We start from the raw sequence: 18478 nt of genomic DNA, 5'->3' as shown, positions 1-18478 counted from the left end.
ATCTTTTTGGACCAAATATTGCGATAACTAAGCTAAAAATATAGACAATACAGCTAAAACTGCCCACGTTTGATGGGCGCGATTTTAAACACTAATTGGTGTGTGTCTAGTCATTTTTAATCTAATTTTTTATTTTTTTCAGCTATCCATTGCGACATGTATTGAGTGCTGCGCATTGTATGATGTTTGAGCATTTGGCCTGTAAAGTTTTTTTCGCGATGAGCGTTTAAATCGCTACTTATTGAATCAATTTTTTTAATTAACACCGTGCTCAATTGTGCTTTATCGTAAAGCGTATTAAGGAGCGTGTTGCCATCTTGCTGCGCTTGTTCAAAGTCACTTTGATTGGTGTACATTTCAACAGCAGCATTGGCAAAATCGTCGGCGGTGTTGCCTATTTTACCAGGCCATGGTAAATCGTTATGCATGCCCTCTGCGCCAATATTAGTGGTAACGCTGGGTGTTTGCATAATCATGGCTTCAAGCAATTTACCTTTAATGCCTGCACCAAAACGCAGTGGTGCTAAACATACGCGTGCGCTTTGCATTACATCAAACGCATTATCGGCCCAGCCTTTTATTAAAAACCCTGTTTTAGGGTTATTTAGTGCCGTGGCTTTTGGTGGTGGGTAAGAGCCATAAATATGTAGTTCTGCTTTTGGGAGTTGCTTGCGAATAAGTGGCCATATTTTTTGTAAGTAAAGTACAGCATCCCAGTTTGGTGCGTGTCTAAAGTTACCTATGGTCATAAAGTGCTGGCGCTGCTCAAACGTTTTTGTACTTGTAGGTAATGAGCTTAAATCGACCATAAATGGTAAGTGGTGTAATAAGCTTGGCTCTATTTTAAATACGCTGTTTAGTAGGCTCATTTCATAACTTGAAATAATTAAGCTTAGGTCGCAGCGTAAAATAGCGGCAATTTCTCGTTTTGCTATGTCTGAGTGTAAATCGCTGGTTGTAAACTCACGCTCACCTTTGTGCGCTTCGTGGCGAGCGTTACGCAGACATTGTAAATCTTCGGTATCGAGAATTTTAATGGCATTTGGGCAATGCTTATCGACGCGCCAGCCAAATTGTTCTTCCATCATAAAACGGTCAAACATGACTATATCTGGGTTATAGGCTTTAACGTATTCGTCAAAGCTATCGCAGTTTAGTGCGATGCTTTGGCTGGTTATACCAAAGTCGTCAAGATTTACCATGTGATCGGTGCGCTGCGCGGGCGTTGCAAATTCAACGTCCCAGTTTTGCGCTCTAAATGCATTTAATAACGACATCATGTGCGTTCCCGCAGCAGACGAATTTGGCTCTGGCCATACGTAGCCAATTACCAGCACTTTTTTCATTGGCTAGAATCTCTAATTTGTAAGTTTACATTTACCAGTGTTTTTACTGGCGGGGCTGTATTTTGTAGTAGCTCTTGCAGTATTAAAAGGCACCGCTTAGCTATATCAGTTGTATTAATAGCCACGGTGGTTAAGTGATTATTTATAACCGCGCTATTAGGAATGTGGTGGCAACTCACTACTTTAATACAGTGATGAGTTAATGAGTTAATGGCGGCAATAACACCTTGAGCAATAATATCGTTTGCACACACCACTGCGTTTAATGTGGGGTTGTGTTTATATACTTCTATAAATGCATTTTTAGCGCTAAGGGCTGTGTTTACTGCACAGTCAATGGGTGTTAATGGTGTAATGCTGTGCTGCGCGCATGCGGTATTAAAGCCACTTTGCAGTGCTTGTGAATCACTAAAAGTAAGTTCACTGCCTATAAATGCTATGTTTGTCACGCCTTGTGCGAGTAAATGCATACTGGCTACGTGGCTGGCTTTTTTATAGTCGGGTAATACACACGGAGCTGCGCTAAAGGGCACTTCGCTCATTAAGGTAATTACTTTGTGTTGCGCGCTGAGCGCATCAAGCCATTTGGGGCAAGTATTAGCAACGGGGCAAATAATAAATGCAGCCGCGTTGTATTCTTTTAAGTTTTTAACTGCGTTTGCTTGTAGCTCAAGACTATTATTACTGCTTACAATCATGGCTTGTAAGCCATCGTCGTTTAACAAAAGTTGTAGGCTGGTAGCAAGGTGTGACATAGTTGGGTTTGTTAAATCATTTATTACTATGGCCACTAAGTTAGAGCGTTTTGAGCGCATAGCAGCGGCATCACGATTATAAACGTACCCTAGATCATCTATCGCTTTTAGTATTTTTTGTTTACTTTTATTGCCCACTTTATCGCTTTGGGTAAGTACCAACGATACGGTTGATTTTGATACACCAGCACGCTCTGCAACATCAAAAATGGTGACTGATTTGGCTTTGTTATGCATTGTATTTTAAGTACCGCAGTGGTGAATAAATAGCGCTGTAGTTTAGCTTAATCAGCACTATTAAGTCATCTTTTAGAGGTGTTTAACTTACCTTAATACTTTATGAACAAAGCAAAACGTGTTTATATACGCCTATAAGAGTAAAAAATGACAAAAGGATAAAAACATGAGCGCTTTTAGGCTGTTAGTTGCCTTTATTTGTTGTGCGGCATTGGTGCCAACAAGTTACGCCGAGCAGGGCTATCAAACCCCATCACCCGAACTTGCAGCATTGGTTGACGCTAAGTTAGCACCCACTAGTTACTTATCGAGCGATGGCCAGTGGCTAGCGCTTTTTGAACGCAAACGTGTAGTAACCCTTGATGAGCTTGCAAAAGAAGAGCTTAAGCTTGCTGGTATTAAGCTAAACCCCGCTAATTTTTCGCGCTCTCGTGTGAGTGCCAAATTTAGTGCCGTGGAGCTAAAGCATGTTCAAAGCGGGTCGGTTATTAGCATTAACAACTTACCTAATGGCATTATCCGCTCACCTAAATGGTCATCTAATAGTAAATATTTAGCCTTTGTTGTTGAGCAACCAACCCAAGCCAACTTATGGCTTTACAGCGTTGAAACCAAACAAGCAAAAGAGTTAACTAGCGCTGCATTAAATTCGGTACTAACTGCATCGCCATATAAATGGCTGCCAGATAGCAGCGCCATTGTTGCAAATCTTGCTGTTAATTTTGGTAAACCAAGGCTTGAAAATAACAGCCAAAATGTAGTGCCTGTTATTCAACAAAGTACTGGCGAAAAAGCACCAGCACGTACTTACCAAAATTTATTAACCAGCCCGTTTGATGAATCACAGTTTAAATTTTACGGCCAAGGGCAATTGGCTTACATAACGCTTGATGGTAATACTCAAGCAATAGGCAGCCCTTCTTTATTTAAATCGTTTTCGGTATCACCTGATTCTACCAATATTTTAGTTGCCGGTATTAATGAGCCGTTTTCGTATCAAGTGCCTTACAGCCGCTTTGCAAGCACGTGGCAAATATGGGGCATGCGCGGCTATGCATTAGCAGAGCTGGCAAAACAGCCACTTGCCGATAATATTCCACAAGGCTACGACAGTGTACGCACTGGCCGCCGTGATTTTGAATGGCGAGCCGATCAAGGCGCTGAAGTTATTTGGGCCGAGGCGCAAGATGGCGGCGACATGAAAACCGACGTTGAGCATCATGATTATGTTTACAGCTTACGTGCACCATTTAAACGCGAGCCTAAATTGTTTGCCAAAGTAGAGCGCCGTTATGCGGGAATGGAGTGGGGCAACGAAAACGTAGCAATGCTGACAGACTGGCGCTTTAGCGATCGCCAAGTACGCACCTTTGTTGTACAACCACGAAATGCCGACAGAAACCGCGTGCTATTTTCAGAGCGTAGTTACAACGATGCGTACAAAGACCCAGGTAATGCAATTTACGAGCGCAACGATTTAGGCGCAAACGTAATTAAAATTGTAGGCGGGCGTTATATTTACCTGCGCGGTAATGGTGCTTCAGAGCAAGGTAATGTGCCGTTTTTAGATAGGTACGATGTTAAAACAAATAGCAGCAAGCGTTTATGGCAATCAGAAGAGCCATACTATGAGCGTGTACGCGCTCTACTTGACGACGAAGGTGAGCGATTTATTACTATTCGCGAATCTAAAACTGAGCAACCTAACTTTTTTATACGTGATTTAGATAACGACACGTTAACGCAACTAACGACATTTGAGCATCCGTACCCTGCATTTAAAGGCGTAACTAAAGAGCAATTACGTTATAAACGCGACGACGGTGTTGAGCTTTCGGGCACGCTTTATTTACCACCAGGGTACGATAAAACACAAGGCCCGTTACCGGTACTTATGTGGGCTTACCCACTTGAATACAAAGATAAAGCGGTTGCATCGCAAGTTCGCGAATCGCCTTATGCGTTTACCTACATTGGTTATTGGGGCCCAATGCCTTACCTTGCTAAAGGGATTGCCGTGTTTGACGACCCTAAAATGCCAATAGTGGGTATTGATGGCAGCGAGCCAAACGATAACTTTAGAAAGCAGTTAGTATCAAGTGCGCAAGCAGCTGTTGATGTATTAGTTAAAAAAGGAATTGCCGATAAAAACAAAATTGCCATAGCAGGGCACTCATACGGTGCATTTATGGTTGCTAACTTATTGGCTCATAGCGATTTATTTAAAACAGGTATTGCCCGCAGTGGTGCGTATAACCGCACATTAACGCCGTTTGGTTTTCAAGGAGAAGAGCGTGATTTTTGGCAAGCACAAAGTGTGTACGCTAATATGTCGCCGTTTTTTCACGCTGAAAAAATTAACGAGCCAATGCTAATGATCCACGGTCAAGAAGATCCTAATTCAGGAACCTTCCCAATGCAAAGTGAGCGCATGTACGCAGCCCTAAAAGGTTTAGGTAAAGATGCCCGCTTAGTAATGCTCCCTTACGAAGCACATGGTTACCGTGCGCGTAAAAGCTTATTACATGTGTTGTGGGAACAAGAACAGTGGTTAGATAAGTATTTGTTAAATGATACAGCAAAGCCAGTAGAGGTTATTACTGAACCCGTGGTAAGTGCTGAGCAATAGATGCTTTTTACATATGCGGTGGGGTGCAAGAAGACCCCCCCTCAATCTCACGGAACCTTCCCAATGCAAAGTGAGCGCATGTACGCAGCCCTAAAAGGTTTAGGTAAAGATGCTCGCTTAGTAATGCTCCCTTATGAAGCACATGGTTACCGTGCGCGTAAAAGCTTATTACATGTGTTGTGGGAACAAGAACAGTGGTTAGATAAGTATTTGTTAAATGATACAGCAGAGCCGGTAGAGGTTATTACTGAACCCGTGGTAAGTGCTGGGCAATAGTAATAAAAATGAGTAAGTAACAGCGCGGCTACTTATAGCCGCGTTTTTGCTTTTAATATGAGAGTAAATTAATGATTGATGTAGCAGCACTTGCGGTTTTTATTCCTACGTTCTTTTTTGTGTCTATCACCCCAGGTATGTGTATGACCCTTGCCATGACACTCGGTATGAGCATTGGCGTGCGCCGCACATTATGGATGATGATAGGCGAGCTGTTAGGTGTCGCAAGTGTTGCTATAGCTGCGGTATTAGGCGTTGCAAGCGTAATGCTAAATTATCCTGATGCGTTCGCTATTTTAAAGTGGGTAGGCGGTGCGTACTTAATTTATATTGGCGTTAACATGTGGCGAGCCAAAGGAAAAATGTCGGTCGATACCTCAAAACCAAGTGACGTAAGTAGGAAGTCGTTATTTACGCAAGGTTTTGTAACCGCAATAGCAAATCCTAAAGGGTGGGCGTTTATGATTTCATTACTGCCACCCTTTATAAGTGTTGAGCATGCTGTAGCCCCTCAGCTTTTAGTATTGCTTGGTGTAATAATGACCACCGAGTTTTTAAGTATGTTAGCTTACGCAACAGGCGGTAAAAGCTTACGTTTATTTTTAAGCCGTGGTGATAATATAAAATGGATGAACCGTATTGCTGGTAGCTTAATGGTTGCTGTAGGTGTGTGGTTAGCGTTGGACTAATTATTCAAAATTAACGATAAACGTGATTGAACAATATCTATACAGCTTGCAAGGGTTTTTTATATAAAACTAAATAAATAGAGCTATCACACAAAAATGAGACAAAAGTATTAACTTAAGCTGAACACCTTGTCGTGGTTACATTTGTTTGTTTTTTTGTTGATAGTAATATAAATTTATTAATTTTCTGTGTTGCATTTTTTTACAAATTCGGTAATTCTATTCTCATATTCAAGGAAGAATGAATCAAGTCAACAGCTTAGCTTTGTGCTTTCTTGCCTTTTTAATGTATAGGGAATTACCTCATGAAAAAAGCTATTCTATCCGCACTTATTTTTGTACCTCTTTTTGCTGGTTGTGTTTCAACAACCGATACTAGTACTTCTGCTAATTTAGACCGCAATACTGCAGTTGCAGAGTTAACTACTCGAATGGATACACTCGGTTATTTTCACCCGGTGGCTGTACAGGTAGGTATTGACGAATTTTTAAATATGTCAGCTATTATCCTTGAGCGTCAACGAAAAGTTATGGGTGAATACCGCACTCAAACTGATAACTACCGTGATGTACAAGCCTTTTTATATGCCCATCAAAAGTCGACACCAGAGCAGCTTCAAGCTGCAATCGAAGAGTTTGACGCAGGAGCAAAGAATAAAGATGAAGAAATTGGTCATAAAATAGCAGCTTATAACTTAGCGAACGAAGGTATTTATCAGCAAAATGTTGAACTTGCGACTGATTTAACGGTAGAGATTGCTAAATCTGCTTATATTTTAAGCCAACACAGTACTGTCATAGCGAAAGTAACAGCTTTAAAAATGGGTGGAAATCTTGTCAGTTCATGGCTTTCAAGCGATGAAGAGAATGCTGAGCAAGAAGAAGATCCCAAAGATATAGGCACCGCTCTTATTAAAGCAAAAGATCAACTTGCGTTAGCGCTTGAAGCAAACGAAATTATAGAACTTGAGCAAGCAACAATTACTGCAATAAATGAGTTACAACTTGAGCAAGAAGCGAAAGGCTAATGAAAACAAGCATTTTTGCTTTTTTTATAGCATGTGCTTTTAGCTGCTCAGCTCAAAACTGGCCAGATTGGGTAACTCAACCGCAAAAAAGTGATGAATATATTACTGCGGTTGGGGTTGGTGAGAGTCGCTTAGCTGCAAAGCAAGCGGCTATAGCCGATATTACTACTCAACTAAGCGTTGATGTAAGTACGCAGCAATTACAAAAGCTCATAAAGCAGGACAACCAAGCAAGCAATTATTTTGAACAAGCAACAACCTTAACTAGTTTACCGTTTACATTAACTGGACTAGAGGAGCTAAATACGCTTGAGCAAAATAACTTATTTGCTTTAAAAATGGGAGTTAAAAAATCGACTTTAGTAAAAAACCTAAAATCTGATTTATTAAAACTTTCTCGTATCTCTGCGCCAAAAAATGACAACGAACAGCGTTTCATTTGGGCACTTAAAAATAGTGGAGGTCTTGATGTTGCGGCAAAAAAGCTAGCAGTATTAGAGCTCCTTTCTGGGCCTAAGCTATTAATTCAATCGACTTTAAATAATTTATTGAATGAGCAAGCAAAAGCATTAAATGCTGTTTCTTGTGATGTGATCGGTGCTAATAATATTAGCGAAATTAAATCAGCACTAAATAATGCACTCCCACATAGCGGCGATACACGTTTATGGATGCGTCCCCAAATACGTTGGCAGTACGCCAAATCTAATAATAATTATTCAGCCAAAGTTAATTTAACTCTAGCGCTTACGCGAAGTTCAAGTCCTTTCAAAGTATTACTACAACAGGATCTTTTTGCGCAAGAAAGTGCTACGACACAAGAAAATGCAAAACAAAAAGCGATTAACAATTTAGTACAACAACTTAAAGCGCCTGCTAGTCAGTGGCTGTTCGATATTTAGGAATGGTAATGAAATTAATAAAAAACTTTACTCTATCAGCATTTACACTCGCCTTATTAGCAGGGTGTAACTCTTCACCTAAACAAGGAAGTGCTACACAATCAGGGTTGGTTAGTAACAACGCCTCAAATACCGTAATAGCCAAAAGTGCTTATATATTTAATGACGCGGATATAGCTATGCCTGCATATTTTGACACCCAAGGTCTAGAGCGTTGCACGTTTGATGCAAATACAGAAACAGATAGTTGTCCGCTTAAAAAACCAATCGTACGCATGTACTTTGATTTAGCTGGTGTAAATGGCAGTGGTATTGGTGTTGATGCTATGCGCGAGTTTGACAACCAAAACTTATTGCTAATGCTCGAAAATCAATTTGCAGGAATTAATCGCTTCAGGATAGTAACGCGTGATGATGATGCTATTTCAAAGGAACAACAATTAATTTTACAACAACAAGGAGTGGTTGCCGCTGCCAAGCGTGCAGAAGTTAAAGCGTTAATCCCCGATTTTGTAGTAAAAATAGACTCACTCAGAACATTAAAAACCGAAGGTTCAATTACCGATTGGGCCGACTATACATTAGAGTTGACAATAGGCGTTATAAATCCGCAAACACGTGAAAAACTATCGCACCCTAATTTAGGCAAAATTCGTGTTAAATCTGAAGATGTACGTGATCGCTCGGAGTTAAAATTTACGACTGTAAGCGGGCGCTACGTCGCAGGTTTTCACTTTGATCAAAGTGCTCATGTAAATGCAGTACTCAGTGATATGGGATCGCGTGGTATTGATATCTTGCTTACCCGTATGTTGAGTGAAATGCCTGCCACAGCGCAAGTTTTAGGTATTAAAGGGAACAAAATTAGTTTAGATAGAGGTCAAAATGCAGGCGTACTTCCTAACGAAACAATGATAGTTTTTAGCTATGAAGCAGGATTTGTTGAACCGATTGGCGTTGCGAATGTTAACCCTTCGCGTAGTAGTGCAAATGGTGAAATTATTCGTTGGAAAGACTCCGATGCAGCAGATGATGTTAAAAACAAAGCTGAAAATGGTATTTATCGACCGTCAAATGGTACAAAAATATTTGCTGTATCGGTCGGTACTCCCGCTGACTTTTTGGAGAGCCGTACATGATCAAAAAGCTTGGTTTATTAGCATTATGTTCCTTGAGTGCGCAAGCTCAAGTGAATGTATTGTCTGATGGTACACTGCAAACACAGTCATGTGCATATGGACGAGGTAGCACGGCTATCTCGGGTGCAAAAGCCCAAGCTAGTGCTGAGCTTATAAGTTTTATTAAAGGTAATAAAAGCTTAACAACCCAGAGTGCACAGCAACATTTAGCAACCAGTTTAGATGATGATGCCGCCAGCTTATATGAGCAACAACGCACTATGATGATGGAAGGTTTGAGTGCTGGTGCCGTTCCTTTAAATTACTCAACGCCTACACTCAGTGGTAACGACACATGCATGACTGTAAGCCTTAACCCGCAAGAGTTAGGAGAGCCGCAAGAGCAAAGCTGGCAACAAACCACTCAAAATATTAGTGTGACAGTAATAGGCCAAGGCTGGAAAAAAGAAGGTAAAACAGCACTGACGATTGCAGAGCAAGATGCTTTGCAACGTGCTGTATCGCAAGTTGTAGGTGTGTGGCTTACTCAGCAGCATACGCAATCATCAAGTACAAGTATGAATATTGTTGACGGTAACGAATCAACAAACATGCAAGAGTTAATAGGGCAACAGCTTTCGAGTCATAGTGAAGGGCTTGTGAAAGAGTGGCAAACCCTGCAAACCAGAGAACTGCAAAATGGTGGTGTGGAAGTCACCGTTATGGCTGTTGTAGAAAAAACACCACTTATTCAAAAAGCATCTAAATTACTAAGCATGATTGGATCACCTAGAGTGCAAGTTATTGCGCCTGAACCATTAAAAACCGAACTAAAAGTTTGGTTAAACGAGCAAGGAATTGAAGTTGGTAACGCGGCTAGTTTAGTTATTTATGCAAAATCTGAAGTGATTAAGCGCGCTAACAACAGACAACTTTATTTAAGTGCTGACGTTAGAGATTTAGCTGGAAACATTTATGGTCAGTGGAAAAACGATCCTTCATTTATGTCGTTGCCTAATGCTCCTTACGTAGAAAAAGATTTAATGGCAGTACATTTGGCGAGCGAGTCACAATCAAAAGCGCTTCATAAAGCCCTTAATAATGCATTTACTCAAGTAGTTGCAAGAGGGGGCTTGGTTCGTGAAGTCATGTTGCCAAGCAATAAGCTAACGCAACCAGAAAAATTGCATGATGTGTTAAGTACGTTAGGTGGCGTAAGCGATATATCTATACATAAACAGCAAAAATATACCGTAGCAAGCCTGAGATTTAAAGGTAGCACCGGGGAGCTTGCTCATGCGCTTGATCAGGCGTTAATGACAATAACAGCAAAAAGCCTTTCAAAAATTACAGTCGAAGACGACTTTACACTCAGGTACAAATAAGGATAGATGATGAAATTAAAAATATTAACATTAGCAATGGTTTTAGCTATGCCTGCAATCGCAGAGGAAGAATTTAGCCTAACAGATATGATACCTGCTCGCCCAGGCGCGCAAGTAGTGGGTGCTGAACAAGCCCAAGTTTCTGGCGATGTAGTGGTTGCAAAAGATACAAGCGTTGCAGTTGCTGTTGCTCATCAGGCACTGATGGATGACAACGAAGACGGTATTAAAATGATTCAGGTTGGTAGTGGCACCGGTATTTTATCTATTGGTAGTGCCAGTTATAACACCTACGAAAATATGAATGCGACTTTGCTGTCTAAACGCGGTGCTTATAATCAAGCTTATTTAATTGCGAAAAAACAATTAATAGAAAATATGAAAGGTGTTGAACATCAATGTAGCAATGTAGTGTCTGCAAGAATGGATGTTATTGATACGGGCGTTGAAGGTACGGCAAACGAACAAACTAATATGATGGAGGCGTGTAAAGAGTCTGTATCGGGTTCGTTAGCGGGTTTTGTTACTTATGACGTGTACGACAATATTGGTGAGAAAGGTGTACGCGTAAGTTTAATATCGACTCCTAAAACACGTTCACAAATTAAAGGCAATCGTGGTGCCGTAGCGGTAACTACTGAACCGAATGTAATTTTCCAACAAGTAATCAGTGATGTTAAAAGTGGTGTTTTACCACCTGTTGGGGCCAAAGTACTTACTAACGCTGATACTGGCGAAGTTATCGTTTTAGGTTATGGCTCTGCAATTGCACGTCAAAATAGAAACAGCAATGTTGCTCGTAAGCTTAAAGGCGTTGCTAAATCGCAATCGCAAACACGTGCGCGTTCTGCGTTGCTTGCCACTATTCAAGGTGAAAAAGTGTATTGGCAAGGTAGCTTTAACGAAAAGCAAATGGAAGGTACCAAACAGTTTGAGTACGATGACCCATACTTAAATGATCCGCAACAAGTAGAAATTCTTGAAGAAGATCGCAGTACGTTTTTAAATCAATTAAAAACATCTGACGAGTATTCAACCGTTGCAAAAGGTAAATTACCACCTGGTGTAAGTGTTAAAAGTTTTGCAAGTGATGATGGATTTTGGCAGTACAGCGTAGCTGTTTATGCGCCAAGCTTAGAGGCAACGGCACGCAAAGCAGCTAAAGAGATGGAAGGTAATAATGGCCAAACTGTTAACGGTGTAAGTCACTACGGCCACAAAATAAAAGCACACGGTGGGTTAAACGAAAAAGCGGCTAACCCTCAAGGTGCATCAGGTAAAGTAGCGAGCGAAAAGGAACTTTAATGCTAGCACCTATTTTAGCGCTTTCGTTGGTGGCTTCGGCCACTTTCGACTCAGAGCAAACCATTGAACAACAAACTGCTTTTTTTAAAAGTCAGGCTAATGGTCAATACGCCCGAGTAATGGCGTTAAAATCGAGTGCAAAAAATGCGCTTGAGCAGGCATGTCGAAATGCATTGACCTTGCCTGAGCGTCGTATTATTAGAAATACTTTAGCTAAAAAGCTCAATATTACTTTGCCAGAGTCGGTAAGCTTTATTGACGCTGAAATTACGGACTATGAGCAAGAAAAACAGCAAGAATGGTTAACTTGTACTGGTGTTGTAACACCTGCTGCGCAAGATATTAACGAAGCTGGACTTGCCATTAGAGCGGCTTGGCAAGTTGGTAGCCAAAAAGATAAAGCAAACTTGCGCGCTTTATTGCAAGTTGCATTGAATCACCCTACAACGATGTCTGATGCAGTAGCATTAGCAGCTGATCAATCGCCAGAGGAGCAACGTTTAAGCTATCTCGATAAATATTTAAAAGCGAGTGAGCTAAAACTCGACGAAGCGAGAGCCTCAGTTGCACAAACCTGGTTTGTTAATAAGCGCTATAAGCAAGTAATTTCGTTAACCCGGCGATGTGAAAGCATAGACTGTAAGCGTTTAAACTTAGCTGCTCAAACTGAGTTTGATAATCTATCTGCTGATGATTTAAGTAGTTATTTTTAATTTTATAGGGATATAAAAATGCACTCAAAAGTTAAAATACTACTAAAAATTAGCGCTTTAGCTTGTTTAACTATGAGCTTAAATAGCTTAGCTCAAACAAGTGAAGAAGCCGAATTTGAGGCTTTTTTAAAAAAGCGTCAAAGTGAGTTTAGTCAGTACGAACAACAGCAAAGGCAAGAATTTGAAGCGTTTGTAAGTGCTTGGCATAATGCGCAAAATGCATATTTAAAACAAGTAACCCAAAAGTGGCAAGATCCAAATCTGCCAAGCTCAACAGTGTGGGTTAAATACAGTGATGATCTAAATAAACGCACGAGTGTAAATTTCGAAAGTGGTGAAGTCGTTGTTGAGTTATTAAACAGCCAAAACGACGAGCAAGCAGTTGAATATGCAAAGCAGCAATTAAATGAGCTTTCACAAGTAACGGTTAATAAAACACTTTCAAATGATCCCGTTTATATTGCGGCAAATAACACAATAAACAGCAAAAACTTTACCTCAACGGGTAAGCCTTTAAATAAAAAAGTTGAGCAAAGTAAGTCACCAAAAACGACTCAAGCTAAAAAAATAGTCGAGCAAACGGTGCTCTCTACAGAGATTGTAAAAGAGGTGCTCACTGCAAAGGCACCTGTAATAACTAAACAAAAAGACAGGGTAAAAATTAGCTATAAATTGCCCGATAATACACTTTCGAATCAAGCAAAACGTTATCTACCAGAAGTCCAACAGCAAGCCAAGCGTTATAACTTAGATCCCGCACTGTTATTGGCAATTATACATACCGAATCGAGTTTTAATCCGCTTGCACGCTCGCCAATTCCTGCTTTTGGTTTAATGCAAATAGTGCCTACTTCAGCGGGTAAAGATGTGAGCAATTTTTTGCAAGGTAAACCGCTATTACTTAGCCCTGAGTACTTATTTCAGGCTGATAATAACGTAGAGGCAGGCAGCACTTATGTGCATATTTTAAGTAATCGTTACTTTAAAAATGTACGTAATGTGCAATCAAGAATTTACATGAGTATTGCAGCTTATAATACTGGCCCAGGTAACGTAGCCAAAACGCTGAGTGGCTCTAAATCACTGAACCAAGCAAGTATTGCAGCTAATGCAATGTCAGCTGAGAAGGTTTACACCCTAATGGTTAACAATTTACCTGCGCAAGAAACCCGTAACTATTTACAAAAAGTGGTAAAACGCACCGCTTATTATCAAAAGCAATTGAAAGGAATTTAAAATGAAAAAGTTATTACCTCTAATAGCCGCTTTAGCATTAGGTGCGTGTTCAAGCACTGAAAAAACACAGTCTGAGCCGTTAGCAAAAAATGATTCAGTACCAAGTTGGGTGTTATTACCTGTGTCTGATAAAGGTTTAGCATCGTCGTCATGCGTACCTTGGTCAGGCAGTATGTCAACCGACAGAGCACAAGCAATTGCAGCTGCTCGCGCCGATTTATCTCAGCAAATACAGGTTAAAGCAAGCGTTATGGACAAGCTATACCAACGTAAAGCACAAAGTAATGATGAGCTAAACGTTGGTGGAACTTTTGAGCAAGTAAGTAAGCAAGTTGCACAGCAAAGCCTTGTGGGTGCTGTGCCACAAGAAGTTGCATTTGCTAAATTAGACGGGGTAAAGCAACTTTGTACATTCGTTGTAATGAGCAATACACAAGAAACATTTAATAACCTAGTAGCTCAATCTGGTAAGCGTCTAGATCCTAGTTCACGCGAAGCGCTTTACGAAGAGTTTAAAGCCCAAAAAGCGATGAAAGATCTTGAAAAAGAGCTAGATAGTTTTAATAAATAATAAAAAATTCTATATTACTAGTTTAGTTTCTAACTCCGCTAAACTAGTATTCTTAAACGGAGTTATAAAGGACTAAAATGAAAGATATATTCTTTTTTGATTCAATGTTAACCCCAAAAATAATTACATTCGTTTACTGGTTAATTTTAATAGGTACTTTGATCTCAGGTGTAACAACAATGTTTGCTAAGTATGGTGGTGGTTTCATTAGTGGTTTGGCCATAATTGTTGGTGGGGCAATTGGTGCGCGCATCTGGTGTGAGCTATTAATTGTATTATTTAAAATTCATGAGAATCTTCAAAAAATAGCTAATAAATCAGAATAAATTTAAATACTCATAAAGTAGTGGTTGCATCGAGTGCTACCACTACTTTTAATCTTAGGCGGTCCAACCAACTTAAAGTAGTTGATATTATCAATTAATTTGCTATAGTTGACTTTGTCATCTATTTAACGCTTAAGGCATGCCCAAAAATGAGTACACCTGTATCAGCAAATCCAGTAATGGTTGAGCCTAAAAAAACACCTGTAATTTATAAAATACTGGTTATGGTAAGTATTATTACCTTAATTGGCGGTACTCTAACTGGCATTATGACTTATGTGAATGTGGGTGTTACAGAGCATTTTTATGTAGATTGGTTTACCTCATTTATAAGTGCAGTATTGGTTATGGCGCCTGTTGGTTTTGTAATGATGACCTTAATGCATAAGCTAGTTGCCCAGTTATTACCTAATAGCAGTGAGCTAAAACGTAATTTATTGATTAGTGTTTTTATGGCGCTGATCATGGAGTCGGTGATGGCGTTTGTTACCGCTACTAATAATATTGGCTATGCAGATATGCGTGTATTTGTAACTGGATGGGCTGAAGGGTTATTAGCCGCATTACCAATAGGTTTAACTATAATGCTGATAATGTCGGTTACGGTAAAACCTAAAATAGAACGCTTTTTAAAAAGCTAATAACAAAAAAGAGCCATTGGCTCTTTTTTGTTATTAAGTGTTTACCTGCTCTTTAAATTGCGCCATTCAAAAAAGGTGCTGTTCGGCTTATTTTAGATTGAGCTACCTCTGTAGGTTTACCTTGCGCTACAATTAAGCCGCCTTCTTCGCCAGCACCAGGGCCTACATCTATAACCCAGTCACTATTGCGGGCTACTTGCATATCGTGTTCAACCATAATGACGGTATTGCCAGCATCAACTAATTTATTTAACTGCGCCATTAACATTGATACATCCGATGGATGCAGGCCTGTCGTTGGCTCATCAAGAATATAAAGCGTGTTACCGCGCTGCGCACGTTGCAGCTCAGTTGCTAATTTAATACGCTGCGCTTCACCGCCCGAAAGCTCAGTGGCAGGTTGCCCTAAACGTAAATACCCAAGACCTACTTGCATAAGTGCATCGAGTGCTCGCAGTATTGCAGGTTCATTTTCAAAAAAGGTATGCGCCGCTTCAACCGTTAAATTGAGAATATCGCTTATGTTTTTATCACGATATGTAACCTCAAGTGTTTGCTCGTTATAACGTTTGCCATGACACACTTGGCAAGGTGAGTAAACGCTAGGTAAAAATAGTAGCTCTATACTTACAAAGCCAACGCCCTCACAGTTTTTACAGCGACCTTTAGCAACATTAAACGAAAAGCGACCGGCATCGTAACGGCGCTCTTTCGCTTTTTGAGTTGAAGCAAATAGTTTACGCACATGATCAAATAAACCCGTATAGGTAGCTAAGTTTGAACGAGGGGTTCGGCCAATCGCTTTTTGATTTACGGTAATCAGGCGGCTTATATTATTTATACCTTCAATGATTTTTCCGCTTGTGTGTGTTTGCAGCTCTTGTTCGAGTAAGTCGGCTTCGTCGGTTGGCGCTTGTGTTACTACTTTTTGCCCAAGTGCTTCGTAAACAAGTTCTACTAACGCTTGGCTTACTAAACTTGATTTACCAGAGCCCGAAACCCCAGTAACTGTTGTCATAACACCTAATGGAAATTCTGCATTGAGTTTTTTAAGGTTGTTACGCTCAATATCAGCTAATTTTAACCACGCTTTTGGCTGCCTTTGCTCCTTTTTTTGCGCGCTGTTTTGAGTAGACTCTTGACTGGCGTTTTTAGCAAAAAGGTGACGACCGGTGTGCGAATTTTTTATTTTTCTTAACCCTTCAACAGGGCCGCTGTAAATAATGTCGCCACCATGCACACCTGCATCAGGGCCTACATCAACAATCCAATCGGCATGTTTAACAACGCTAACGTCGTGTTCAACAACAAATACAGAATTGCCAGCCGCTATTAGCTCATCAAGCGCTTTTAAAAGTGCTTGAGTATCGGCAGGGTGTAAACCCGCTGAAGGTTCATCGAGCACGTAAACTACCCCAAATAATTTAGAGCGAATTTGTGTAGCAAGTCGCAATCGTTGTAGCTCTCCGGGTGAGAGCGTTGGCGTTGTACGCTCAAGCGACAAGTACCCTAAACCAAGCATGGTTAGTGCCTCAATACGAGTGAGAATATCGCTAGCAATGCGCTGCGTAACAATGGCTTGCTCTGGATTTTTTGTATTTTTATTTACTTTGGTGTTGCCGGCATTACTTAGTTTTTTAGCAAGTTCGTTTAATGTAAGTTGAGATAGTTCGCCAATATCGAGCCCTGCAAATTTAACACTTAACGATGCTTGTTTTAATTTTTTACCTTGGCAAGTAGGGCACTGCGATATTTGCATAAACTGCGATACGCGCTTTTTAGTACGCGGGCTTTGGGTAGTAGCAAAAGACTGTAAAACAAAGCGTTTAGCGCTTGAAAAAGTTCCCATGTAGCTTGGATCTTCGTTATTTTTTATCGCATTTTGTGTTTGCTCATAGGTGTAATCTGGGTATACCGGCACAGTAGGAGTTTCGTCGGTAAATAAAATCCAATCCCGTGCTTTTTTAGAAAGTTTGTTCCAAGGTGTGTCTATGTCATAACCAAGGGAAGTAAGAATACGGCTTAGGTTTTTACCTTGCCATGCTGGTGGCCACGCTTCAATGGCGCGCTGGCGAATAGTTTTTGTATCGTCTGGCACAAGTAGCTTTTCGGTTACTTCAAACACTCGGCCTATTCCTGAGCATTCTGGGCACGCACCTTGTGGCGTATTCGGCGAAAACGCATCGGCGTAAAGTATGCCTTGCCCTTTGGGATAATCGCCAGCACGAGAGTAAAGCATGCGTAGCGCGTTAGAAATAGTTGTTATGCTGCCAACGGATGAGCGAACCGACGGTGCGCCGCGTTGCTGCTGCAAAGCAACAGCAGGCGGTAGTCCTTCAATAGAATCAACATCGGGCTCATCAACTTGATCTATCAACCTTCGGGCGTAAGGCGAAACCGAATCAAGATAACGGTGCTGCGACTCAGCAAACAGCGTTCCAAACGCAAGCGACGATTTTCCAGAGCCCGATATTCCTGTAAAAACAACCAATGCGTTACGAGGTAAATCAACGTCTACATTTTTTAAGTTGTGAACGCGCGCCCCTCTTACTTGAATGCTATTACTGTGGTCAGATAAATCCATTGTTGAGTTTTTATGTGTGCTTGCCATACGTTTATACTCCTGTTTAATCGCGCTTTTTACTTTAAGTTAGCTTTGAATTATTTACTCTTATCACTCGTTATTACCCTAAAGTAGCGCAAGCACACTGAATGAGCGCTTAGTCTGCAGCGGCGCAGCCAAAGCGCTGGGTAAAATTGCGATGATTGTTTGTTTACATAATAGGTATGGAATGCGAATATAATTTAAACAATTATTGTTATGTAATTTGTTATGTAATTTGTTATGTAATTTACTAGGTATTTTACTAGGTAATAAAAAGGAACTAACAGTGAATAAAGCCTTAGTGATCATTTTATTGGTGTTTTCGTGGGCAACCCAAGCCGACTCTATCAACGCGCTAAATGTTGACCGTGCAGTACCAAATAGCATGCACTTATCGTTTGCAAACGATAGCAACATAACCCCTAAAAAAGGGGATTTTAAAATCGTTAATTATGTATTAATGAGCAATGAAGAGGGCGAACGCTGGGCTGTTATAACGCTAACTAACTTATCGTCGGGCAATCGAGAATTAGGCGAGGAGCACTTACTTGCACTTTTTGCTGATGGCAGCCGATTCATGCCAATGGAATTTAAACTCGGTTTTAAAGGCAACGAAACACAATCGGTTACTGTATCGTTTGCCGATTATAAATTCCCTATTTTAAGTGTGTATTCGAGTAACGATTTGTAACTAATAACGATGCGATAATATTAAA

17 protein-coding genes are annotated in these 18478 nt (G+C 40.5%); 14 read left to right on the top strand and 3 right to left on the bottom strand.

Going from position 1 to position 18478, the window contains the following annotated elements:
• Positions 1 to 116 precede the first annotated feature (116 nt).
• Both JG479_RS18585 and JG479_RS18580 read right to left on the bottom strand, forming a co-directional pair.
• The gene (locus tag JG479_RS18585) at positions 117 to 1346 is read right to left on the bottom strand and encodes a glycosyltransferase (RefSeq protein ID WP_200220385.1); all 1230 of its coding nucleotides are present in this window, start codon (positions 1344 to 1346) and stop codon (positions 117 to 119) included.
• A complete protein-coding gene (locus JG479_RS18580) occupies positions 1343 to 2338 on the bottom strand; it encodes a LacI family DNA-binding transcriptional regulator (RefSeq protein WP_200220384.1) in 996 nt (331 codons plus the stop codon). Before JG479_RS18580 ends, JG479_RS18585 begins: the two co-directional genes overlap by 4 nt.
• Positions 2339 to 2504: 166 nt before the next feature.
• On the opposite strand from JG479_RS18580, the gene JG479_RS18575 reads away from it, so the two are divergent.
• From JG479_RS18575 to JG479_RS18515, 13 genes are all read left to right on the top strand, one after another.
• Entirely contained in the window at positions 2505 to 4967 is a 2463-nt protein-coding gene (locus JG479_RS18575) for a S9 family peptidase (protein WP_200220383.1), read from the top strand.
• Positions 4968 to 5030: 63 nt separating this feature from the next.
• Positions 5031 to 5243 carry an alpha/beta hydrolase family protein gene (locus JG479_RS18570; protein ID WP_039488411.1) on the top strand — a complete coding sequence of 71 codons (213 nt, stop codon included), beginning with the start codon at positions 5031 to 5033 and terminating at the stop codon, positions 5241 to 5243.
• Between the two features lie 71 nt (positions 5244 to 5314).
• Positions 5315 to 5932 (top strand): LysE family translocator, encoded by a 618-nt coding sequence (locus JG479_RS18565; RefSeq protein ID WP_149603552.1) that lies wholly within the window; start codon positions 5315 to 5317, stop codon positions 5930 to 5932.
• A gap of 305 nt (positions 5933 to 6237) precedes the next feature.
• Entirely contained in the window at positions 6238 to 6960 is a 723-nt protein-coding gene (locus JG479_RS18560; RefSeq protein WP_002960140.1) for a hypothetical protein, read from the top strand.
• Positions 6960 to 7862, top strand: coding sequence for an LPP20 family lipoprotein (locus JG479_RS18555; protein ID WP_200220382.1), 903 nt, complete (start codon positions 6960 to 6962; stop codon positions 7860 to 7862). Before JG479_RS18560 ends, JG479_RS18555 begins: the two co-directional genes overlap by 1 nt.
• A gap of 8 nt (positions 7863 to 7870) precedes the next feature.
• Positions 7871 to 9001: a hypothetical protein gene (locus JG479_RS18550; RefSeq protein ID WP_200220381.1), complete on the top strand. Its 1131-nt coding sequence runs from the start codon at positions 7871 to 7873 to the stop codon at positions 8999 to 9001.
• Positions 8998 to 10365 carry a hypothetical protein gene (locus JG479_RS18545; protein ID WP_149603554.1) on the top strand — a complete coding sequence of 456 codons (1368 nt, stop codon included), beginning with the start codon at positions 8998 to 9000 and terminating at the stop codon, positions 10363 to 10365. The genes JG479_RS18550 and JG479_RS18545 overlap by 4 nt, the downstream gene beginning before the upstream one ends.
• A gap of 9 nt (positions 10366 to 10374) precedes the next feature.
• Positions 10375 to 11670, top strand: a complete 1296-nt coding sequence (locus JG479_RS18540) for a hypothetical protein (RefSeq protein ID WP_039488415.1) — start codon at positions 10375 to 10377, stop codon at positions 11668 to 11670.
• A complete protein-coding gene (locus JG479_RS18535; protein WP_149603555.1) occupies positions 11670 to 12383 on the top strand; it encodes a hypothetical protein in 714 nt (237 codons plus the stop codon). The genes JG479_RS18540 and JG479_RS18535 overlap by 1 nt, the downstream gene beginning before the upstream one ends.
• An 18-nt stretch (positions 12384 to 12401) precedes the next feature.
• Positions 12402 to 13619 (top strand): murein transglycosylase domain-containing protein, encoded by a 1218-nt coding sequence (locus JG479_RS18530; protein ID WP_002960150.1) that lies wholly within the window; start codon positions 12402 to 12404, stop codon positions 13617 to 13619.
• 1 nt (position 13620) lies between these two features.
• The gene (locus JG479_RS18525; RefSeq protein ID WP_149603556.1) at positions 13621 to 14190 is read left to right on the top strand and encodes a hypothetical protein; all 570 of its coding nucleotides are present in this window, start codon (positions 13621 to 13623) and stop codon (positions 14188 to 14190) included.
• 77 nt (positions 14191 to 14267) lie between these two features.
• The gene (locus JG479_RS18520; protein WP_002960155.1) at positions 14268 to 14516 is read left to right on the top strand and encodes a DUF4282 domain-containing protein; all 249 of its coding nucleotides are present in this window, start codon (positions 14268 to 14270) and stop codon (positions 14514 to 14516) included.
• 149 nt (positions 14517 to 14665) lie between these two features.
• Complete coding sequence (locus JG479_RS18515) at positions 14666 to 15157, top strand: DUF2798 domain-containing protein (protein ID WP_039488417.1); 492 nt, start codon at positions 14666 to 14668, stop codon at positions 15155 to 15157.
• A 52-nt stretch (positions 15158 to 15209) separates the two neighbouring features.
• Here JG479_RS18515 and uvrA read toward each other — a convergent pair whose 3' ends face one another.
• Positions 15210 to 17768, bottom strand: a complete 2559-nt coding sequence (uvrA, locus tag JG479_RS18510; protein WP_200220380.1) for an excinuclease ABC subunit UvrA — start codon at positions 17766 to 17768, stop codon at positions 15210 to 15212.
• Between the two features lie 280 nt (positions 17769 to 18048).
• On the opposite strand from uvrA, the gene JG479_RS18505 reads away from it, so the two are divergent.
• Positions 18049 to 18453: a hypothetical protein gene (locus tag JG479_RS18505; protein WP_200220379.1), complete on the top strand. Its 405-nt coding sequence runs from the start codon at positions 18049 to 18051 to the stop codon at positions 18451 to 18453.
• Positions 18454 to 18478: the final 25 nt, after the last annotated feature.

Origin of the sequence: Pseudoalteromonas sp. LC2018020214, from assembly GCF_016598755.1 — a bacterium.
Lineage (GTDB): Bacteria > Pseudomonadota > Gammaproteobacteria > Enterobacterales > Alteromonadaceae > Pseudoalteromonas > Pseudoalteromonas distincta.
This window is presented reverse-complemented; position numbering and strand designations above follow the sequence as displayed.